20 protein-coding genes and 1 tRNA gene are annotated in these 20442 nt (G+C 66.0%); 2 read left to right on the forward strand and 19 right to left on the reverse strand.

Annotated features, from left to right (window positions below):
- The first annotated feature begins 171 nt into the window (after window positions 1-171).
- Window positions 172-777 carry a TMEM175 family protein gene (locus tag J2S71_RS01030; RefSeq protein ID WP_021726858.1) on the forward strand — a complete coding sequence of 202 codons (606 nt, stop codon included), beginning with the start codon at window positions 172-174 and terminating at the stop codon, window positions 775-777.
- Between the two features lie 389 nt (window positions 778-1166).
- Window positions 1167-2873 (forward strand): glycogen synthase, encoded by a 1707-nt coding sequence (locus J2S71_RS01035; protein ID WP_307388216.1) that lies wholly within the window; start codon window positions 1167-1169, stop codon window positions 2871-2873.
- Window positions 2874-2936: 63 nt separating this feature from the next.
- Here the strand turns inward: J2S71_RS01035 and J2S71_RS01040 are convergent.
- The 19 genes from J2S71_RS01040 to J2S71_RS01125 form a co-directional block, all read right to left on the reverse strand.
- A tRNA-Phe gene (locus J2S71_RS01040) sits at window positions 2937-3012 on the reverse strand.
- A gap of 382 nt (window positions 3013-3394) precedes the next feature.
- Window positions 3395-5314 carry a DUF2207 domain-containing protein gene (locus J2S71_RS01045; protein WP_307388218.1) on the reverse strand — a complete coding sequence of 640 codons (1920 nt, stop codon included), beginning with the start codon at window positions 5312-5314 and terminating at the stop codon, window positions 3395-3397.
- A 79-nt stretch (window positions 5315-5393) separates the two neighbouring features.
- On the reverse strand, window positions 5394-6005 hold the full coding sequence (locus J2S71_RS01050; protein WP_021726916.1) for an FHA domain-containing protein: 612 nt from the start codon (window positions 6003-6005) through the stop codon (window positions 5394-5396).
- Complete coding sequence (locus J2S71_RS01055) at window positions 6005-6334, reverse strand: DUF192 domain-containing protein (protein WP_307388220.1); 330 nt, start codon at window positions 6332-6334, stop codon at window positions 6005-6007. Before J2S71_RS01055 ends, J2S71_RS01050 begins: the two co-directional genes overlap by 1 nt.
- Window positions 6331-6822 carry a hypothetical protein gene (locus tag J2S71_RS01060; protein WP_021726830.1) on the reverse strand — a complete coding sequence of 164 codons (492 nt, stop codon included), beginning with the start codon at window positions 6820-6822 and terminating at the stop codon, window positions 6331-6333. Before J2S71_RS01060 ends, J2S71_RS01055 begins: the two co-directional genes overlap by 4 nt.
- 4 nt (window positions 6823-6826) lie before the next feature.
- Window positions 6827-8884 (reverse strand): SPRY domain-containing protein, encoded by a 2058-nt coding sequence (locus J2S71_RS01065; protein WP_307388223.1) that lies wholly within the window; start codon window positions 8882-8884, stop codon window positions 6827-6829.
- A complete protein-coding gene (locus tag J2S71_RS01070) occupies window positions 8856-9314 on the reverse strand; it encodes a TadE family protein (protein WP_307388224.1) in 459 nt (152 codons plus the stop codon). Before J2S71_RS01070 ends, J2S71_RS01065 begins: the two co-directional genes overlap by 29 nt.
- Window positions 9315-9321: 7 nt before the next feature.
- Entirely contained in the window at window positions 9322-9489 is a 168-nt protein-coding gene (locus tag J2S71_RS01075; protein WP_307388226.1) for a hypothetical protein, read from the reverse strand.
- Between the two features lie 34 nt (window positions 9490-9523).
- Window positions 9524-10009 (reverse strand): hypothetical protein, encoded by a 486-nt coding sequence (locus J2S71_RS01080; RefSeq protein WP_198009650.1) that lies wholly within the window; start codon window positions 10007-10009, stop codon window positions 9524-9526.
- Window positions 10010-10016: 7 nt separating this feature from the next.
- The gene (locus J2S71_RS01085; protein WP_198009656.1) at window positions 10017-10193 is read right to left on the reverse strand and encodes a class III signal peptide-containing protein; all 177 of its coding nucleotides are present in this window, start codon (window positions 10191-10193) and stop codon (window positions 10017-10019) included.
- Between the two features lie 68 nt (window positions 10194-10261).
- Window positions 10262-10915, reverse strand: coding sequence for a type II secretion system F family protein (locus J2S71_RS01090; RefSeq protein ID WP_307388229.1), 654 nt, complete (start codon window positions 10913-10915; stop codon window positions 10262-10264).
- On the reverse strand, window positions 10912-11841 hold the full coding sequence (locus tag J2S71_RS01095; protein WP_307388231.1) for a type II secretion system F family protein: 930 nt from the start codon (window positions 11839-11841) through the stop codon (window positions 10912-10914). Before J2S71_RS01095 ends, J2S71_RS01090 begins: the two co-directional genes overlap by 4 nt.
- The gene (locus J2S71_RS01100) at window positions 11820-13157 is read right to left on the reverse strand and encodes a TadA family conjugal transfer-associated ATPase (protein WP_021726846.1); all 1338 of its coding nucleotides are present in this window, start codon (window positions 13155-13157) and stop codon (window positions 11820-11822) included. The genes J2S71_RS01095 and J2S71_RS01100 overlap by 22 nt, the downstream gene beginning before the upstream one ends.
- A 1-nt stretch (window position 13158) precedes the next feature.
- Window positions 13159-14487, reverse strand: coding sequence for a CpaE/TadZ family protein (locus J2S71_RS01105; protein WP_307388234.1), 1329 nt, complete (start codon window positions 14485-14487; stop codon window positions 13159-13161).
- 9 nt (window positions 14488-14496) lie between these two features.
- Window positions 14497-15267, reverse strand: a complete 771-nt coding sequence (locus J2S71_RS01110; protein ID WP_307388235.1) for an SAF domain-containing protein — start codon at window positions 15265-15267, stop codon at window positions 14497-14499.
- Window positions 15268-15618: 351 nt separating this feature from the next.
- Window positions 15619-16035, reverse strand: coding sequence for an HTH domain-containing protein (locus tag J2S71_RS12210; protein WP_370873198.1), 417 nt, complete (start codon window positions 16033-16035; stop codon window positions 15619-15621).
- An 80-nt stretch (window positions 16036-16115) separates the two neighbouring features.
- Window positions 16116-16490: a hypothetical protein gene (locus tag J2S71_RS01115; RefSeq protein ID WP_307388237.1), complete on the reverse strand. Its 375-nt coding sequence runs from the start codon at window positions 16488-16490 to the stop codon at window positions 16116-16118.
- Window positions 16483-17685, reverse strand: a complete 1203-nt coding sequence (rsgA, locus tag J2S71_RS01120; protein ID WP_307388239.1) for a ribosome small subunit-dependent GTPase A — start codon at window positions 17683-17685, stop codon at window positions 16483-16485. The genes J2S71_RS01115 and rsgA overlap by 8 nt, the downstream gene beginning before the upstream one ends.
- A gap of 12 nt (window positions 17686-17697) precedes the next feature.
- Window positions 17698-20373 (reverse strand): cation-translocating P-type ATPase, encoded by a 2676-nt coding sequence (locus tag J2S71_RS01125; RefSeq protein WP_307388241.1) that lies wholly within the window; start codon window positions 20371-20373, stop codon window positions 17698-17700.
- Window positions 20374-20442: the final 69 nt, after the last annotated feature.

Raw genomic sequence — 20442 nt, forward strand, 5'->3', positions numbered from 1 at the left:
GAGCCCCGGTCGAGCGCGCTCCCCGACCTGCTCTGTCCCCATGGCCCCGCCCAAGCGCGGCGCTCGCGCCCGACGCGAGCGCCGCATGCGCTTTGGGTATAAGGCACGCTGCCACGCGCAGGCCGCTCTGGCTGTCCCCACACGCCCACTGCCATCAAGGGAGTGCACACCATGGCCCATATGGACTACGACAGCGGCAAGGACCGCCTCGCCGCCTTCTTTGACGCGGTGCTCGCCATCGTCATGACCATCCTCGTGCTGGAGCTGCAGATTCCCAGCCCCATCTCCCTGCAGGGCTTCTGGGGCATCCGTGACGGCCTGCTCACCTACTTTCTCACCTTCTTCTGGCTGGGAGCGCTGTGGGCCGCTCATCATGCGGAATGGCGCTTCGTGCGCGACATCGACCACGGCGTCGTATGGTCGATGCTCGTGCTCCTCTTCTTCACATCGCTGTTCCCCTATGCGGCACGCCTGGTCTCCCTCGACTTCTGGTCGCGCTCCGCCCAGGGGTTCTACGGCATCGTCACCATCTGCACCACGGCCGCCAACATGGCCTCGTACACCTCTATCGTCAGGGCGGACCCAGACAACAACACCCTCAAGCACTATGTGCACTACAACCGCCAGATGATGCCCATCGACCTCGTCGTCAAGGTCATCGGGCTGGTGGTGACCATGGTCGCCTGGCCGCCCGCCATGATGGTCTCCACGCTCGTTGCCGCAGCGTTGGTGCTTTTCTCCCAGGTGCACCATCGCAGAAGCTCACGGCTGCGCTAGGGGCACAGGGCCCGTGCCTCCCAAACGTGGGACAGGGTCTCTGCACCGACCATAGCGAGTGCCTCAGACACAGGGCCTTGACTCGTCCCAAGCCCCTGTGTCTGAGGCCAAGGCAGCTCCCAGAATCTCCTGGGAAAGGAATCGCATAGCGACCTCTCGACACGTCAGCGTACGAGATTCTGTTCCAGCCATGCCTCCGCATGGCCACGCATGGCAGTGCGGACCTACGTTGGCGGCACCCGTCGCCGACAGTCGCCCATCTCCCATGCACGGCGCCACCGCTCTGGTATATGTTGGGAGCAGGAGCAATTCTATCGGCCTGAGCACGGAGCGCATGCCGTTGGGTCACAGGCGGCCGTTGCGTTCTTGGGCCCATCGAGGAGGCACCCATGCCATCACAGAGCCCCAAGAAGGTTGCGCAGCGGACGAGCGCCAAGAAGAGGCCTACGAAGAAGCCTGTGAGGGAGAAGTCTCCCCAGGGCAAGCCCACGAGCCCCACATCCGCCGCAGCAGAGAAGGCAGGGGCGTCCACCGCAGCAGCGGACGAGCGACCCGTCTCCCCTGCCACGGGAAGACCCCAGAAGAGCGAGACGGAGCCCGCCGCCGCCATGCCACCCACAGAGTCTGCCGCACCCCTTCCCGAGCCACGGCGCAGCATTGCCTTCATTGGCTCCGAATGCTGGCCCTTCGTGAAGACCGGCGGCCTCGGGGACGTGATGTATGCCCTGCCCAAGGCTCTCATCAAGCAAAACTGCGACGTGAAGGTCATCCTTCCCAAGTACGGCTGCATCCCACAGGAGCACAAGGACAGGATGGTCTATCGCGGTTCCTTTGACATGGACCTCTGCTCGGACGGGCGCAGGTTCTATGTGGGCATCATGGAGTACGTCTGGGACGGTGTGGTCTATGACTTCCTTGACAACGAGGAGTTCTTCTCCTGGGGCGATCCCTACACCAACCTCGTCGACGACATTCCCAAGTTCTGCTACTTCGGCAAGGCGGCGCTCGCGGCCCTGCTCTACATGGACTGGATTCCCGACGTCATCCACTGCCATGACTGGCAGGCGTCACTCGTTCCCATCTACCTGTGTACGCTCTTTGCCGGCACACGGCTCGCAGGCGCCAAGTCCATCCTCACGATTCACAACCTGCGCTTCCAGGGCAAGTACAACATCCCCACCCTCAAGTACTGGACGGGCCTGCCGGATTCCGCCTTCACCATGGGTGCCCTCCAGGAGCGGTGGACCGAGGCCAACATGCTCAAGGGCGGCATCGCGTACGCCGACATGGTCACCACGGTGAGCGGTACCTACGCCGGAGAGATCCAGACGCCCGAGTATGGCGAGGGGCTCGACGAGCACCTGCGCTTCCACTCGTACAAGCTGCGGGGCATCGTCAACGGCATCGACTGCGGCGTCTGGGATCCCGCGCGGGACGAGAGGATCGATGCGCCGTACGATGCCTCCAGCGTGATCGAACGCAAGAAGGAGAACAAGCGCGCGCTGCAGGAGGAGCTCGGCCTCGAGCAAGACGACGACAAGATGGTCATCGGCCTCATCTCACGCCTCACGAGCCAGAAGGGCCTCGACCTCGTCAACGCCATCGTGCCACAGCTCGTTGACGGCAACACGCAGCTCGTGTTCCTCGGAACGGGCGAGAGGCAGTACGAGGACTCGTTCCACTACTACGAGGGAGCCTACCGCGGCACCATATGCTCCAGCATCATGTACGACGAGACCAGATCGCATAGGGTCTATGCTGGCAGTGATGCGCTGCTGGTGCCGTCGCGCTTTGAGCCCTGCGGCCTCACGCAGCTCATCGCCATGCACTATGGAACCATCCCCATCGTACGGGAGACGGGCGGCCTCAAGGACACCGTCGAGCCCTATAACAGGTTCAGCAACAGGGGCAATGGCTTCACGTTCGACCGCTATGACGCCGGCCTGCTGCTCGACACCATAAACCGAGCCAAGACGCTGTACTTCACCAATCGCTGGCGCTGGGATGAGATGGTCCGGCGTGACATGGCCAAGGACGTCTCGTGGGAGAGCTCTGCCGCGCAATACCGCGCACTCTACCTGGAGCTCACGCAGTAGACGGCATCCCGTGGCCGCACAAAGGCCCCGCATCGCATGCTCGCGATGCGGGGCTGTCGTTTCTGGTGGCGGGGAAGGGAATCGAACCCCTGACACGGGGATTTTCAGTCCCCTGCTCTACCAACTGAGCTACCCAGCCGACATGCTGCTATGCAGCTTGCTAAGTGTAGCAAAGATTTGGTGGACGTCAACGCTCTTTTTCGAATATGGAGCTGCGCAGGAAGGCCGGCTACAAGCCCAGGAGGCGCTCGGCGCCGCGGTGGGCGGCCCGGGCATGCGGCTCATGTTCGACGCCATGCCCGCCGACAACGGCGGCGAGTTCGTCGGCGGGCCGGCGGAGCATGCGCACCGGATCCAACACGACGCCCCGACACGGAGTCTACAACGGCGTTCCCACCCACGGGGGCGGACTCAAGGCCACGCGGTGGCGTGTCGATAGCTGCAGAATCATGGAATCAGATCAGGGCGTTGCGCTGAGCTCGCGCATCACCCTTTTCAAACTCTCCAGATGCAATCCGACGCTAGAATGCCCCACCGCCGCCACCGCCGCCGAAGCCGCCGCCACCACCGCCGGAGAAGCCACCTCCGAAGCCACCGCCGGAACTCCTGGAAGAGGATGCGAGGGTTGCCGTGCTCACCTGATGGGCCGATGAGACGGCAGAGTCGAACACCCGGGCAGGTGACCCATAGACGCCACCGTAGTAGTACCAGCCGTACACCGGGGCAAACGTGGGGTCGCTCAGCAGCTCCGGGGCGGCCACCTGCAGCTGTTTGATGACCTCGTCCGCAACGCCAAGGACCACGGCCATGACCAGCAGGCGGTTCCACAGCACCACATCATGCGGAACGGCCTCCCCCAGACGCGTGAAGTCCTTGAGCCAGCGCTTGAGCGCCTTGGACTTCGCCTGGATCTCCACCGCCTCGCGCGAGAGGCTGCGAAGCGTACGGGCGCACAGGAAGCAGACGAGTCCCCCTGCCAGGAGGAGAACGAGGGAGAGGACACCCAGCTGGGCCATCAGGGTCCCACTCGCGATGAGGATGACCGAGACAAGGCAGAGGAGGACATCGAGTATGCCGATGCCCACGAGGGCGCCCCTGCCCGTCGGACGGTCATCCACCATAAAGCCGCGGCGGTCGCACTGCCCCCGCACGGTTGCCACCCACCTGTCCCAGGCATTGGAATACGCCTTCGCATCGTGCTTGGCGACGACCTCCACCTCGTCGAAATCCAGGAGCCGATCGCTACCGGCAGAGGAGTGCGGGGCGATGTCCCTGAAGAGGAAGTCCAGCGTGCCGTCATCCACGACGCCCCACTGGCTCGGTCCCGACACGCCAAAGTCGGTAAGGCGCGTGAGACGATAGCCGTGCTTGGCTGCCGTGTCGTCAAGACGCACCTTGCGTTCGTTGGTGAGCCACATGAGGGATGCCGTGAGCTCGTTGGACGTTACCGCACCACCGTTGAGGAAGGCGCCGATGACGGCCGGATGGTCCTGGGAGGGGACGTCGCGGAAGTAGGTATCGGTGAAGAGGGGCGCGTGCGTCCTCTGGTAACGCCGTCTCAGCACGATGGCGATAACGATGCTTGCCAGGGCAAATGCGGCTGCCACGCCCACACACGACCAGTTGATGATCCGTGCGCGCGCACGCTGTTGGTTTGCTTGGTCGGCATAGCTCTGCTCCTCTGACAGGATGGAGCCAAGCCGGCTGCCGGGGGTGATCTGCGTGTCGGAGAGCCACTCCGCCGGAAAGGTGACGCGCATCTCGGCGAACTCGCTGGTGCCCACGCCAGGGGCTCGGTAGACGACGTCGTTGCCATCGAAGCTCACGGTGCCGTCCAGCGGGCCGTGACCCCAGGCACGTACGTTGTCGCCCGACGCCACCGTCTCCCCTGTGGGAACGGGCAAGTGGAGGCGGCAGGTGACGTTCTGGGACTCCTTGTCCCATCCGTCGGACACGAACTTCCAGTAGAGCTCCGCCGTGTCATCGTAGCGCGCGGCCAGATTGCTCAGGGAGTAGCTGATCTGAAACTGGGCCTTCTCGTCCTCATGCGCGGAGTAGATCTTGATGCGCACGTTGGAGCCCTCCTGCGTGACGCTATAGGTGCCATCACCTCCGGCGCTGGACTCCCTGAAGGGGACAAGGGTCCCATCCCTCACCTCGCCGATGCCCAGGACGGAGACCCGTATCGTCCTGCCCTCGTACGTCCCCTCTGGGATCTCCCAGTACACGCCATGAAAGGATCCGTCAAAGTCGAACTCGCGCGTCTCGCTGACATCGAGCGAGCCGTCCGTGTTGACGGTCGCATCCATATCGACACGATCGATGCTGTAGTCGCCGTCTGCCAACGCCCGCGCGGGGGCAAGGATGGCAGCCAGCGCAATGGCCATCATGACGAGGGCAACCCGCACCCACCGAAGACGAAACGATATGCGTCGCACCATACCATCTCCCCGTGACTCGCAACAGAACAGGTACGCGTGAATATAGCAGAGTTGCGACGCAGCCGTTTGGGCGCCCCAGTTACCGCGTGGGCCCCAGCAGGGTGAGGAATGTGCCACAGACATCCAGGGTATCGCCCACACGCAGGCGCTCCCTCGTCTGCAGGCTCCTCCCACGCAGGCGCGCGGGATTGGTCGCCCCCAGGTCCTCCACCATTACCTCACCCCCCTCCCGACTCACGCGGACGTGCTCTCGCGAGACCGCCGTGCGGCGCAGCACGATGTCGCATGCCGAGTCGCGCCCCACGATCAGGGAGCCCTGGGGAAGGGGAACGGACAGCTCCACATCTGCCGCGCGCACGAGCAGGGAGAGGCCATGCGGATCCGCAGAGGGCGATAGGGCGGCTGTGTCCTGTTTCCGCACGGTTCGACTCCCACCAGATCGTGCCGGGAGGAAAACGCCATCGGGCTCCTCCAGATCGTCTACACCGACGCCGAACGAGGGCTCCACGGGAGGTCGGTCGAAGTCGTAGAGGCACTCGTAGCATACGCCCATGTCGCTGAAGAGCTCCGCTCCGCAGCGTGGGCACACCTTGGTTGCCGGCAACTCACGCAGGTCGGATTGCTCGGACGTCGGAGAGGAGGTCGTATCCCCCTCGTCCGCCTGCGTCCCAAAGGACCATGTCACACCCATCAGAACTCCAATCTCTCCGATTCCCTCACCCAAATACCGCTGTGGCTTGGTCGCTCGAGCACGCACCGTGCGCCATGGCAGGACACCACCTTGCCCGGCATGAGGCCCCTGTGCACCCCACACACGACTCCCCGCCCATCCACGAACGCGACGTCGATGGGATAGCCCATGCCCACGGTATGGATCGAGGAGCAGCGGCATATGAGCACGGGCAGGGTGCTCGCGTTGGTGCCCAAAAGCCCCCGCAGCCGCTTGCCGAAGGTGTCGAGCACACGAACGTCCCCCGACCACGTGGGCGTCCGCACGTGCCGCACGACCGTCGCGCTCATACGACCACCCCCGCCCTGAATCGGTCGACCACCAGAGAGCGCGTATGGTCGATGGTGAGGGGCGTCCCCACGCGCACCCCCGCAAACGAGTCGACCTGTGGCCATGGCCGGTAGTGCATGGTGCAGGTGAAGCGCGTGAGCAGGGGCGAGACGGGAAACCCCACGCCCCTGCCGCCGCTGACGTCACCCGCGCCACCGGAGAGCTGCTCGGCAGACACCTCGACGGCAAGATCATCGTCCTGGAGCGCGCCCTGGATGCAGGACCTCACCTCGTCCACCGCTGCCGCACGGTTCTGGTCGCCTGCCGGTGCCACTCCCTGAGAGACCACCGCATCGAGCGCCACGCGGTCAAAGCTCGCGCAGGCGGCGGAAAAGCGCAGCAGGTTGATGGCCACGAGCACCACCGCGATGGTCACAGGCAACACCACGGCAAGCTCGACGGTCATCTGCCCGCCCTCGCGCCAGCCCTCGCCCAGGGTCCCATCCATGCGATCACCCCGATTCCAAGAGGTCGTCAAGACGTATCGTCAGGGGTATGCTCATGCCGGGAACACCGGGAATGGGCACCTCTGCGATGGTGAACTCCGCGCCGCCAAGCTCCTCGAGCGCGCGGCCGAGGCAGGCCTTTGCCTGTCCCTCCGGATCCTGTGGGAGCGATTCCAGAAATGACCTCAGCTCCGCCGCACTGCTGTTGCCCGCCTTGTCCATGATGGTCTGGCTGTTGACGAGCACCGGCTTTCTGAGGCGCATGTCCGCAGGGGCGAACCCACCTGCCTCCACGATGGAGGAGATCCTGTCCCTCAGCCAGCCTGCGACCTTCTCGCCACCCATGCCCCCTATGCCATCGAGGAAGCCATCCACCGAGCCTGATACGCTCTCATAGGAGCTCCCATAGCCCACCAGCAGCCTGCCCCACAGGTCCGTGATGCCTCCCACCAGCGAGAGTGCGATTGGCTGGCCGTCTCCCTTCAGGCCGTCGAAGACGCTCGAGAGCACGTTGTGCCCGTCGGTCGCCTCATCGGGCGCCAAGGTGGCGCCCGCGACGGCAACGCCCGCGGGAAGCGTTCCCTCCTCGAGAAAGGCAGAGGTGAGCTGGGAGGGGACCTCCGTGTCGCCACGCCACACGAAGGCGATGCACCCATAGGAGCCTGGCGGGGTGAGCTTGGGTCGATCAACGGACAAGAGGTCGATCGCTTTCTGGAAGGCGGATGCCGAGCCCTCGGCCTTCTCCTGCATCTCTCGCTCGTAGCGCTGGGCATCCTTGCACGCCACAGCGTACTCCTTGGATGCCTCGACGACCACGCGCCAGTAGTGCTCGAAGCCATTGTCGATGTTCGTGGAGGCGTTGGCCACGTTGCCCATGGCCACCACATCCATCTGACAGGTCTCACAGCGCCTCACCGCACCGGCATCGACGTCCGCAAGGGATGCCATGCCCGAAGGGGCCCCCGTCGCTCCCGGACAGACGGACGAGGCGTGCAGCGTCCTGCCTTCGGGCTCGTCGGTGCAGGGCCAGATGGGATCGGTGCAGAGCGTCGTCTCACGCACCATGTCGGCCTTATGGGGAAGATCAGGCAGGTCAATGACCACATCATCGCCCTCACGACAGGTGGCGTCCCTCACCTTTTCCCACGCATAGTGGTAGAACACCTTGCGGGCACAGGACCTCTGCAGCTCGTCTGGCGTGTTCCCAGACGCCGCCTCACGCTGCCAGCGTACGTAGTAGTAGTTCTCCGCCCGCGCGCGGGCATACTCGAAGCGCCACTCGGCAACGCTCGGATAGGCGGGGTTCTGTGCTCCCGAGAGGCCTGCCAGGCTCTCGGCACGGCTCCGCATGCACAGTGGGTCATCCACCGTGTCCGCACGCCAGGCGCGTTCCTTGGCGGCGCTGACGCGCCTGTCCGCCTCCGCCTTCCTGGCGCTGGCCTCCTGCAGCTCCTTGGCCTGCCGCTCCATCTCCTCTCCATCCAGACCATCATCCAGACAGGAGAAGTCGCTCTGGGAGTCCAGGGGCATGGGCAGGGCCGTCCCCGCATACCTCATCGATGCGCCCGAGTTCGCCGAGGCCGTCGAGGCGGCATTGGCCGCCACGAGTGCGGGAATCGCCCGCTCGAGCCTCTGGAGCCCCTCTGCGGCGGACGTGGCAAAGCTGCGCCGCGCATCCAGGATCTTCCGGCCCATGTCCAAGATCCTCGGTGCGGCCTCCTGCAGAAGCGGTATGGCCGAGACCACCATGCCCGCAGCCATCACCGAGGCACCCGTAAGCCCCATGCTGAGCACGCAGGCATCCAGCACCTGCGCGACCGTGGAATAGCCGGCGACCACATTCGCGCCCGACATGGCAGCCGCATCCGCCACCGTCTGGACGTCACTCGATCGGCTGTTCGTCCAGACGGCAGCCGCCGTCGAGCACACGAGCGCCAGACTGACGAGGAGCGCGCAGGCGACGGCGACGGTCGTGTAGCCCCCATCGTCGTCAATGAACGTGTCAAGACGGGGCAGCAGGGAAGCATGCCCCTCCCTACCCCCACATCTGCTGCCATTCGCCATAGCCGCCTCCCACCCACTCCGCTCGAACCTGCTCGGCACAGGTGGCCTCAAGCACCACGCCCGTGCCATCCGACTGGCCAAACGCCGACGCGGCGACCCCAAGCAGGGGAAGCGGTCGCACATGCCCCCGGATGCTCACGGTCACGCGGGAACCGTCGCGTGTCATCTGGCAGTTCCAGTCCTCGGCCCCTCCCACATGGAAAGGCGCCAATTCGGGCACGGCAGCGAGACGACGTCTCGCATACTGTGCGCAGTCGCCCAGGCTCCCGTCGTAGTCCGTTGCGACGGCACGCGCCGTCTGGGCGGCCACGGCCCGCATGGTCGCATAGGTGTAGCCCATGCACGCAGGCTCCAGGACCAGGGCGAGCACGAGCATGACCGCAGGCAGCAAAAGTGCCGCCTCGACCGTCGCCTGACCCCCCTCCCCCATACGCTCCCTAGAAGAGCAGCACGTCCTGCAATGCGTCGACCAGTCCCGCATCAATCGAGTGCGAGGCGCTGCCCAGGGCCGTGCCCAAGAGCCCTCCCGCCGAGAGCCACCTCCACAGGGCAATGAGCGCCACCACCATTGCAAGAAACGCGCAGAGCACGACGACGTATTCCAAGCTCGCCTGCCCCGTCTGGTCGCGCGGAAACGGCCTATGCCACGTCCCCGTCCGCTCCATTCGATGCATCGACCTCCTCCTCCCACGATGATGCCTCCATCCTCTGCACGCTCACGTCACTCCCACCATCTTCGTTGGCGCGCACCACGCACAGGTCAACCCATCCGTCCCCCGTCACCACGCAGCTCCAGACCCTTCCTGCAAGGTCGATGTAGCCGGCCTGTGTAAGGACGCAGCGTCCCTCGTCGCGATAGTCTGCGAGGAGCTTCTGGGCCTGCTGCCCAAGGGTCCGCTCGCTCTTCCAAGACCCCGTGCGCTGGGGGTCGTCCACATCCCCAGGGGCGGGGGTGGCAGGCTTTCCGTCGGAGTCGCTCGACGGCGAGGCAATGCCCGCTTCCCCCTCCGCACCAGGGCGCATGAGTGTGACCCTCGCCACGAGGGCGAGCACCACCACGACGAGCATGCCAACCAACACCCATGCCCTGTGACGTGTGAGGCGCCCGTGTCCTCCCTGACCCATGCCCGACCTAGAGCGACCCGATGCCACTGGCGATGGCATCCCAGAGCTCCTGGATCTTGCCTCTGAAGGTGATGATCGAGAGGATTGCGATGACCACGAGCACGCCTACGAGGATGGCGTACTCCGTCGTCCCCTGGCCGCTCTGGTCGTGTGCCTCCGTAAGCACCTGTCGCACCCCATCCATCGCACCCCACACAACGAGATTGAGACGTTCCATATCCCTTCCCTTCATCCATGGGCGCTCACGCCCACCTAACCGGCCAAGAGGGTCCCGCCAAGGAGCGGCCCCAGTATCGCCAGCAGCATCGCCGGCACCACCAGCGTCCCCAGGGGGATGAGCATGCGCACGGGGACGCGCTCGATCTCCTCCTCGAGCTCGCTGCGCTGCTCGTCCCTGATGGCATGGGCCTGTCGCTCCAGCGCCGCTGCCAAAGGGGAGCCAAAGGTCAGCGCCTGTGACACCGTCGCGGCAAAGCTCCTGAGCGCCGCCACGTCCATCTCCTCGGCCAGCGACGCAAGCGCCCCGTCACGCGTGCAGGTGCCCATGCGCCAACTCAGCAGGCACTCCCTGAACGAGGCCGCAGTGGGCGTATGGAAGTGCTCGCAGTAGAGCTCGAGCGAGGCGTCGAACGAGAGGCCCGAGAGCAGCCCGAGATTGACCACGTCGAGCATCTGGGGAAGCTCGCGCAGGCGCGTCGTGCGCCGACGCGCACGGGCGGCGCGCTCGCGCAGGCGGCGCACGGCAGGCACTCGTCGCCCCACGTCCCGGAGCGCCTCGTCCACACGATGCCCCCATCCCGAGTCGGCCTGTCTCCCCCGTACGGGACGCGTGCCCATGAGCACGAACACACAGGCGAATGCAATGACGCCACAGGCCGCAGGGTATGCCATCTCCGCCGCGCTCATGAGAGCACCCCCGCGAGGAGCCTGCGCACGATGAGGATGGCGCACAGGTCCATGGCAGTCGCAAGGCCCAGGCTCACCATGCCCGGCATCGTCATCAGACCGGCGCGAAAGTCGGCGGACAGCAGGGCGAGGGTGCCCACCAACACGGGCGGCATGAGCGTCACGATGCGTACCGAGAGCCTCACCTGGGCCGTCTTGACGGCGAGGAGTCGCTCCGACTCTCCGCGGCTCTCCAGCAGCTCCGCCGCATAGTCAAAGAGTCCCTTGAGCGGGCTGCCCGTCCTCTGCGAGACGACCAGCGCCGTGGCGAGCAGCCCCACCCCTGGGGTGTCCAGCTCCCCCCGCAGCGCCTCGATGGCCTCCGCCACCGTCGCCCCACAGCCCAACCGCAGGCTGCAGCGCGAGAACGCCTTGCCCGCTGGTCCCTGGGCATGGGTACCGACATATCCGATGGCCTGCGCAAGCGTCTGCCCGGATCCCAGTGCCAGCGCAAGCGTGCGGAAGACCTCGGGCATCTCGCGCGAAAGCTCCTTCGCACGAGCACGGCAGCGCCCCTCGTACCATGCGGGGACGCCCCCTGCGAGGGCGGCGACCACCGCGACGAGGCCAAGCGGGCTATGGAGCACCCCCACCAGAAGTAGCGCAGCGGCCAGCAGAAACGCGCACCCCTCCTCCCGCTCGAGGACGATGCCATGTCGTCCGAGCACCGTCGCCACCTCATCGGAGGCCTCCCGCCACGAGGGGAGCCTCAGAAGCCAGCGCACGGGCTGCGTTCGTGCCATCTGCCCCAGCAGGCGGTACAGCAGGCGCAGGACACGGGCCGCACGCAGGGCGGGCGAGTGCCCACCCATGCCCGGTGCGCCCACAAGGGAGAAGGCGCCAAGCCACGATGCGGCGGCGATCCCTAGGAGACGGACGACTTCCATGCGTCCACCTCCCCACGACTCAGCGCGCCCGCCGTGAGCGCCGCGTCCACGAATGCCGGCAGATGCTCCAGGTGCCAGCTGCGCTGCGCACTGTCAAAGGTCACGCAGGTCGCCAGCCTCACGCCACCCCCATCCGAAGGCGAGACCTCCGAGAGCGAGCCGATGCACCGCGTTCCGTCATACAGGCGGTGGCTCATGACCAGCAGGTCGAGCGCCGTCGCAATCTGTGCCTCGATGACATCGGTGGGCAGATCCATGCCAAAGCGCGCCATGAGCACGAGACGCAGGATCGCCTCATGGGGGGTACCGGCATGCAGCGTGGTCATGGAGCCGTCGTGCCCCGTGTTCATGGCCTGCAGCATGTCGATGGTCTCCTCCGAGCGGCATTCGCCCACGATGATGCGGTCGGGACGCATGCGCAGCGAGTTCTTGACCAGGTCGCGAATGCTTACCGCACCGGTCCCCTCTATCGATGCCGCACGCGCCTCAAGGCGCACCACGTCTGGATGGGACCGGAAGCGCAGTTCGGCGGAGTCCTCGATGGTCACGATGCGCTCCTCGAGGCCAATCTCGCAGGAGAGGGCGTTGAGCAGCGTCGTCTTGCCAGATCCCGTACCTCCTGCCACGGCGATGTCCTTGCGCAGGGCAACCGCCCACGAGAGCAGCCGCGCATACCATGTGGGAAGTGACCCCAGGGCTGTCAGCTCGTCAAGGGACGTGATGCGGTTGGAGAACTTCCTGATGGTAATGGCCGGCCCATCCACGGCGACGGGCGGGGCCACGGCGTTCACGCGGTCACCGTTGGCAAGGCGTGCGTTCACGATGGGGCTTGCCTGGTCGAGCCTGCGCCCCAAGGGTGCCAGGATCTTGTCGACCACCGTGAGGATCTGCTCGTCCGAGTCAAACACGAGCGGTGCCGTGTACAGCTTGCCGTCCCGCTCGAAGAAGAGCCCGTGCGTCCCGTTGACGACCACCTCGGTTATCGCATCGTCCTCGAGCAGGCCTTGCAGGGGCCCAAGGCCGCACACGTCATCCAGGGCCTGTCTCACCAGGGCCGCGCGCTCGTCGTCAGCAACGTCCTCGTATCCACCAGAGTTGAGAATCGCACGACAGGTGACGGCAAGCTCTGCCCGAGAACGCTCGACGTCACGTCCCGTGGCGATACGTGCCACCACATCGAGGCCCAGGCGCTCCACCAGCGCCTCCTTCAGCCGCGAGCGCAACGCGGCCTGACGCGCACGTCCCTCGGTAGCCTCCATGCCCTCGGACGAGGGACCCTGCCCATCCTGCGCGCGAACCATATCGAGCAGGGACATGTCAGGCCTCCTTCCTGCGTCCAAAGAGCAGGAAGCGCCTCGGGCGCTCACGCCTGTCGGCATCCGCGCGTGCCGCATCGCAATCCGGCAGCTTGCCCAGCTCCGAGAGCATGTGGGCAAGCATGAGGCCTATGGCATTCCCAAAGGCGCCCTCATCCGTCGCGAGGGCGCACACCTCCCCCGCCGCAGTGAGGTCATCCACATCGGCCCCACCATCGGGCATGTGGAAGACCCGTGCACCCTCTAGGCCCACCTCCGCGCGGCCCAGGGCCAACCCCTCCTCCCCGTGTGCGGCCGACCAGTTCTCGAGCCGTATGAGCCTGGTGCGCGCGACACCCAGCCGGATGGCCAGGGCACTCACGCGCGCAACCGACGCAATGGCACGGCTGCCAGGTGGCGAGACCAGCACCAGGCGATCCGTCAGCTGCACCGCCTTGGCAACCGCCACGGTGAAGGTGACCGGGCAGTCAACCAGCACCAGATCGAAGCGCTCACGCAGGTAGCCGATGAGGGTTCCGACCTGTGCCATGAGTCCCTCGGCCTCCTCGGGACGCTCGCAGGGGCCCCAGAGGAAGACGTTCTCCGCGACGCGGACATTCGTGCGTCCCATGGCCTCCCTGGTCAGCTCGCTTCCCGCCAGCTTGCCGAGATCGCTCCCATGGGCAACGCCAAAGAGGCTGTTGAGGTTGCCACTGGTGAAGTCGAGGTCGACGAGGGCCACCCGCATGCCCCATGACGAGGCACGGGCCGCGCAGGAGGCGACGACCGTGGTCTTTCCCACGCCACCCCGCCCCGAGACGAACGTGACCACGGCACCGCCTTGCCGTGTCACGCGTGCCTGCTGGGATTGGGCGAGGGTCTCCCTCACGCGAGATGCCTTCGTAGGCTGCAGGGCCATCGTCTTGTCTGCAGGGCTCCCTTCCTCCCCCGTTCGCTCCGGGGGCGCCATCGGATGCCTCCGTGCGCGGTTGTGTTGGTCGTCACCCGTACGAACGGGGGAGCTCGGTGCCGCTGCGTCGATGACACGCGAGATGCCTGCCCGTGCGGCACGTGATCTCAACGAGCCCGAGGGATGCCTGCACACCAGCACGACCTCGCTCGCACGGCCGTCATGCGCGATGGCGGCGGCAAGGTTGACGTCAGAGATGCCCCGCTCGCTCATGCCCACGATGGCTCCGACGGAGCCTGGCTCCTCGTCCCTGAAGGCATCACGGAGCTCGCCTGGGCCGCCAACCAGGCAGAGCAGGGAGCCGGGGGAAATGGACCTGAGACTCTCGCGCAGCTCGCGTCGAGCGGCTGCAGCCGCATATCCCATCCATATGTCAGTCATGCCCATCTCCTACTCCGCCGAGCCCAGCTCGACCGTCGCATGCGATTGGATAGAGGGCTCGTCGGCCGCAGCCGTCCCCTCCACGGGCTCAGGTGCCCGTGCGTCCCCAGACGTGGCACTCGCATCCGGCAGCACGGCATCATCGGCAGGAAGAACGAACTTGAGCGTGCCTGCAGCACTGGCGGCAAGCAGGGCGTCCACATCGTCCGAGGGGGCAGCGACGGTCAGCTGTGCCTGCGCGGCGGAAGCCGCAAGGCCACTTGCGGAGGGGCCACTCGGCACGCTCAACACCACCACCCCCTCGGCCAGGAGCCGTGCGCTCTCCTTGTCCACCTGATAGGCCCTAAGGTGTGTGCCAACGGGCACGCCACGCTGTATGCCCAGCTTGTCGGTTATGGGAAGCGTTATGGCAACCATGCCAGAGGGGACCTGTGCCATGGCCTCGTCCGTACGGAAGCTCGAGTCCGCAACGACGGCGTTCTTGGGAATGGGGCTTGTGACCTCGTGTCCCAGCACGGCATCCAGACTCGTGCAGGCACCCTCGGGAACAAGGTCGGCTATCCAGTCGCGCATGCCCACATCGGACGCCTCCACGACGTCTCCGGGCTCTAACGCCGCAGTGGCAACCACCACGCTCGCCACATCCCCGCCGTAACGCGCCACGGCGTCGTTATGCTCCTGAAGTGCCGCAGCGCGAATCGTGTCCGCATAGCCAACGGCCAGCATCGCCACAAGCACCGCACAGGCACTGGCGAAGACGATCCGAAACCTGAGTGACATGCCCATCCCCCCCGTCATCCCCTGACCACGGTGCGACTCCCCTGCGTGGGAACATTCTCGTAGGCAGGGGGCCTTGTCAGGAGAGGTTTCTCGGACTTGCTGGCAGCCGTGTCACGCATATCTGCACACGTCTGCGACAAACGAGAGGAAGACCAGGCAGGAACCCCTACCCAGAGATGTAGGCCACAAAAAACGCCAGGCGCACCTACCGGTGGCGTCTCCATCGGGCAAGGTGACGATATGGGACGCCTCCAGGGCAGCGCGCCCCATGCATCGGGGCAAACGATCCCGCACGTTCCGTCGCGGCGTGAGTCACATCGCTAGGACGCACCACCGCCGCCGAAGCCATCCTCACCACCGCTGGAGAACCCACCGCCCCCGCCGGCGTTGGACTCGAATTCGAGGGCGCCTCGTCCGTGATGTCGTGCGCATGGCCTGCCGTGTCATCGGACGCCTGTACCGGCGACGTCGAGCTGCCATCCGTGCCGCACCAGACATAGATGGCCATGAGCAAAGGCCTGTTCCAGAGCATGACGTCCTGGGGCGCGGCCTCGCGCAGGCGCGCTCCATTCCCTTGTAGCCGACCAGCGAGACGTGCAGGCCGGCGGGCTCGAATATGGCCTTCGGCCTCTCGACGGCGTGGTACCGGATCATGAACTCACTCTTGAATTCTCTCGAGTAGGTGATCCGGAGCGGCTCGACCCGCTCCACGGCGTCGAGTGAGGAGAGGTGTTCCATCTCCTCGTCGGTGAACCGTCCTTTGTGCACTTGCGGGCCCTTTCGTTCTCGGGCTCGCCGCCAGGTTTCATTCGGAAACCGGTTCCGGTGTCCATTCTATAGGGTCCACATCAGTTGGCGTCCGTATGGCTGAGGGTGCGGCGCGCCCCCTCACGGGATGGTAGATCTTGACCTTTGCAGGAGCCTGCGTCATTCGTGACGGCAAAGACGCCACCCCGTCCGTTTGAGGCGGAGCTGACGGTAGGGAAGGGCACGCCGCGACCGTTCTCCCCGACGCTCGCGACATTGGCGGCCGTCCGTATCGTGCGGCCATCGGATGTCTCGCCCGTGGGGATGTCCCAGCAGGTGCCATTGGCGTCGCCCTTGAAATCGAACGTGCGCGTATGGACTCCCCTTCGCGAGATGGGGTTTCCTGCAAAGCGCGTGTCCCACAGCAAAGGGCAGGGGGGGGTGGGCCCGGCGAACCGGACGGGACGCTCACCCATGGGTGGATGGGCCGGCCGTCACGTCGGGATCGAGCGCCATCCTGGATGCCCGCATCTCCCGTGCCAGCGACAGGTACGCATCGAGGCGTGCCCAAGGGAACGCGCCCGCCTCGAGGCACGCCCGCACCTCGCAGCCAGGCTCATGCGTGTGCGTGCAGTCACGGAAGCGGCATCCCTGCGCAGCGGAGGCGATCTCAGGGAACACCCTCAGGAGACCCTGCTCGTGCCCCACGATGGGCAGACTCCTGAGCCCCGGCTCGTCGATGACGATCCCCGCCCCCGGCATGGAGACCATGCGCCGCGCCACCGTCGTGTGACGTCCCGTGTCATCGCGCTCGCGGATGCCCCGCGTCTCAAGCACGTTCGTCCCGAGCAGGGTGTTGAGCAGGGTCGACTTGCCTACACCGGACTCCCCCAGCACGATAGCCACGGTGCCTGCCGGTATGAGCGAGCGCACCCCTCGCTCGCCCCAGAGGGCATGACGCTCACGAGCGGCCTGCGCGAGAGGCCCGTTGTCCATCCTCCCATGCCCCGACCCGGCGCATGTCACCGCGATGGGGACATCATCGCCCAGGACCTCGTGGATGCGTGCGAGATCGGCCGCAAGCACCTTGGGCGTCGTGCGATCGGCCTTCGTGAGCACCAGGGCAACACGCGCACCGCAGTCGACGGCAACCACCGTCGAGCGTACCATGCGGTCGCACGAGACGGGCTCCGCGCCAAGGGCCTGCACGACCAGCACCTCGTCCACGTTGGCCGCAAGCGTCTGCCTGCGGACACGCGAGCCACCCCTCCAACGGGCGATGTCGCTCTCACGCGGCAGCACGAACTCGATGACGCCCATGTCATGATGCTCGGGGCGACGCAACGCGACCCAGTCGCCCACGGCGGCCGAGGGCTCCCGCACGACCCCAAAGCGAGACGAGAACTCGGCGCGACAGAGCCCCGAGGCCGCCATGAGGGCGGGGAAGGAGCGATCGAGCCGCACCACGCAGGCAGGCTCCACCTCACGGGCATCGGCCCCCTCGCCACGTAGGACGTCCACGTCGTCCTCGTAGGCCTCGCGCTGCGCGTCGCTCATCGCAAGCTCGTCAAACGCCGGCAGCTCCGTGAGCGAGGAAAGTGCCGGCAGAGCCTCGACCGAGGCCCCACCGGCACGCCTGGAACGCCTCTTGCTGCGTGGACGCCTGGCCACCAGCGTCCCCACCTACTTCTTGCCCTTGTCGATGGCGCGCATGACGGCCTTCTCCGCCTCGACGATGGGGATGATGAGGATGGACAGGCCCATGGAGATGAGGTAGTGGGCGACATCAAGCTCGGCGAAGTCGAACGCCTGGGCGAGCGGCGTCTCGATCACCAGGAAGGTGAGCAGCAGGGCGACACCCAGCGATGCCCACAGCCACTTGTTCTGGCCCTTGAGCGTGAAGATGGAGCCACGCTGGCTGCGCATGTTGAGCGCGTGGAACATCTCGACCATGGAGAGCGTGAGGAATGCCATGGTCATGCCCACGAGGCCCGCCTGGTCACTGGCAATCGCGTCGGCAAGCGAGACGCCTGCGGTCGAGATGCCGATGAAGTAGGCGGCCAACGTGAGCAGGGCGATGACGACGCCCTGAAAGATGGTGTCCGCACCCATGCCACCGGCGAAGATGCCGTCCTTGGCGTCGCGCGGCCTGCGGCGCATGATGTCAGCCTCGGCGCCCTCCGTTGCCATGGCGAGCGCGGGCAGCGAGTCTGTGATGAGGTTGATCCACAGCAGGTGCGTGGGCTCCAGGATCGTGAAGCCGACGAGTGACGCCACGAACACCGAGATGACCTCGGCCAGGTTGCTGGAGAGCAGGAACTGGATGCACTTGCGGATGTTGTCGTAGATGCGCCGGCCCTCTTCGACGGCACCGATGATGGTGGCGAAGTTGTCGTCGGCCAGCACCATGTCGGCCACGTTTTTGGTGACGTCGGTGCCCGTGATGCCCATGCCGATGCCGATGTCCGCGCGCTTGATGGAGGGGGCATCGTTCACGCCGTCGCCGGTCATGCCGACGACCTTGCCCTCACGCTTCCAGGCGTCGACTATGCGAGTCTTGTGCTCGGGCTGCACGCGGGCATAGACGCCAAAGTCCCTGATTCGGGCGGCAAGCTCGTCGTCTGACAGGCGGTCGAGCTCGGCGCCCATGATGGCCTGTGAGCGATCCCTCACGATGCCGAGCTCCTTGGCGATGGCCACGGCGGTGTCAATGTGGTCGCCGGTGATCATGACCACGTGGATGCCTGCGGAGTGGGCCTCGTCTATGGCGGCCTTCACCTCGGGACGGACGGGGTCGATCATGCCGGAGAGGCCCACAAAGGTGAGGTCGTGCTCAAGGTAGTCGGGCTCAAAGCCCTTGGGCCTCTCGTCACCCCAGTCGCGGCGGGCCGCGGCCATCACGCGCAGGGCCCTGTCGGCCATGGCCTTGTTGGCCTCCATGACCTGCGAGCGCAGCTCATCGGTCATGGGCACGATGCCATCCTGCGAGAGGTACTTGGTGCAGCGGGAGAGCACCACGTCGGGGCCGCCCTTGGTATGCTGCATGTAGCCGTCCTTGCCGCGGACGACCACGGACATCATCTTGCGGCCGGAGTCAAACGGCGCCTCGCCCACGCGCGGGCGGCTCTGGGCCAGATGCGCCGTGCTGAAGCCCAGCTTGGCGGCATCGGCCACAAGCGCGGCCTCGGTCGGCTCGCCCACCGCGGCATCCGCGGTGTCGTCCCACCTGGCGTCGGAGGCCAGGGCCATGGTGCGCACCTGGCTCGTGAGGTTCTCGGTAAAGTGGTCGACGACGGTCATCTTGTTCTGCGTGAGCGTACCCGTCTTGTCCGAGCAGATGATCTGCGTGCAGCCCAGGGTCTCCACAGCGGAGAGCCTGCGAATGATGGCGTGGCGCTCACTCATCTTGGTGACGCCCATGGAGAGCACGATGGTGACGACGGCCACCAGGCCCTCGGGGATGGCGGCCACGGCAAGCGCCACGGCGACCATGAAGGTATTGAGCACGAGATCGAGGTTGGTGATGAAGCCAGACCCATACCTGAAGAAGCCTGTGAGGAACACGATGGCGCAGATGGTGACGACGAGGATGGTGAGGATGTGGGAGAGCTCGTTGAGCCTCGCCTGCAGCGGGGTCTCCTCGTCCTGTGCCTCGGCGATGGCGCCGGCGATCTTGCCCATCTCGGTCTGCATGCCCGTCGCCACGATCACGGCACGGCCACGGCCAAAGACCACGGTGGAGCCCATGTAGCACATGTTCTTGCGGTCGCCGAGGGGAATGTCGTCCGCGCCCTCCTCGAGGGTGATGACGTCAGCGTGCTTGGTGACGGGAACGGACTCGCCGGTAAGCGCCGCCTCCTCGACCTTCATGGACGCGCTCTCGAGGACGCGGCAGTCGGCCGGCACGGAGTCGCCAGCCTCGAGGATCACGATGTCGCCAGGAACGAGGTCCTGGGAGTGAACCTCGACCTGCTTGCCGCCGCGAATGACCTTGGAGGTTGCCGCCGCCATCTCCTGCAGGGCCGCCAGGGCCTCCTCGGACTTGGCCTCCTGCACGACGCCCAGCACCGAGTTGAGGATGACGACGAACAGGATGATGATCACGTCGGCGAAGTCCGCCTCGCCCTGCGCCACGCTCGTTGCCGCCGAGATGACCGCAGCCACGATGAGCATGATGACCATGGGATCGCCCATCTGCTGGAAGAAGCGGATCCAGAGCGGGGTCTTCTCGGCCTCCTTGAGCCTGTTGGGGCCGTTCTGCCTGAGTAGTTCCTCGGCGACACCGGCACCAAGGCCCTGCTTGGCATCGGTTGCGCACTCCTCGAGCACGTCCGACGCGCTTACCAGATACTCTCTCACGCTATGTCCCTCCTGGGTCTCGGACGGCCCCCTGCCGTCCTCTCTTCGCACCTGGCAGATTGATGCCCG

Source organism: Olsenella profusa DSM 13989 (assembly GCF_030811115.1).
Taxonomy (GTDB): Bacteria; Actinomycetota; Coriobacteriia; order Coriobacteriales; family Atopobiaceae; genus Olsenella_F; species Olsenella_F profusa.

Coding starts and splice junctions, on each gene's coding strand:
- J2S71_RS01110 (WP_307388235.1), bottom strand. CDS start 15,267: ATGTCACTCAGGTTTCGGATCGTCTTCGCCAGTGCCTGTGCGGTGCTT.
- J2S71_RS01090 (WP_307388229.1), bottom strand. CDS start 10,915: ATGAGCGCGGCGGAGATGGCATACCCTGCGGCCTGTGGCGTCATTGCA.
- J2S71_RS01060 (WP_021726830.1), bottom strand. CDS start 6,822: ATGGATGGGACCCTGGGCGAGGGCTGGCGCGAGGGCGGGCAGATGACC.
- J2S71_RS01070 (WP_307388224.1), bottom strand. CDS start 9,314: ATGGGGGAGGGGGGTCAGGCGACGGTCGAGGCGGCACTTTTGCTGCCT.
- J2S71_RS01105 (WP_307388234.1), bottom strand. CDS start 14,487: ATGACTGACATATGGATGGGATATGCGGCTGCAGCCGCTCGACGCGAG.
- J2S71_RS01095 (WP_307388231.1), bottom strand. CDS start 11,841: ATGGAAGTCGTCCGTCTCCTAGGGATCGCCGCCGCATCGTGGCTTGGC.
- J2S71_RS01035 (WP_307388216.1), top strand. CDS start 1,167: ATGCCATCACAGAGCCCCAAGAAGGTTGCGCAGCGGACGAGCGCCAAG.
- J2S71_RS01050 (WP_021726916.1), bottom strand. CDS start 6,005: ATGGGTGTGACATGGTCCTTTGGGACGCAGGCGGACGAGGGGGATACG.
- J2S71_RS01065 (WP_307388223.1), bottom strand. CDS start 8,884: ATGGCGAATGGCAGCAGATGTGGGGGTAGGGAGGGGCATGCTTCCCTG.
- J2S71_RS01080 (WP_198009650.1), bottom strand. CDS start 10,009: ATGGGTCAGGGAGGACACGGGCGCCTCACACGTCACAGGGCATGGGTG.
- J2S71_RS01055 (WP_307388220.1), bottom strand. CDS start 6,334: ATGAGCGCGACGGTCGTGCGGCACGTGCGGACGCCCACGTGGTCGGGG.
- J2S71_RS01115 (WP_307388237.1), bottom strand. CDS start 16,490: ATGGGTGAGCGTCCCGTCCGGTTCGCCGGGCCCACCCCCCCCTGCCCT.
- J2S71_RS01045 (WP_307388218.1), bottom strand. CDS start 5,314: ATGGTGCGACGCATATCGTTTCGTCTTCGGTGGGTGCGGGTTGCCCTC.
- J2S71_RS01085 (WP_198009656.1), bottom strand. CDS start 10,193: ATGGATGGGGTGCGACAGGTGCTTACGGAGGCACACGACCAGAGCGGC.
- J2S71_RS01030 (WP_021726858.1), top strand. CDS start 172: ATGGCCCATATGGACTACGACAGCGGCAAGGACCGCCTCGCCGCCTTC.
- J2S71_RS01100 (WP_021726846.1), bottom strand. CDS start 13,157: ATGTCCCTGCTCGATATGGTTCGCGCGCAGGATGGGCAGGGTCCCTCG.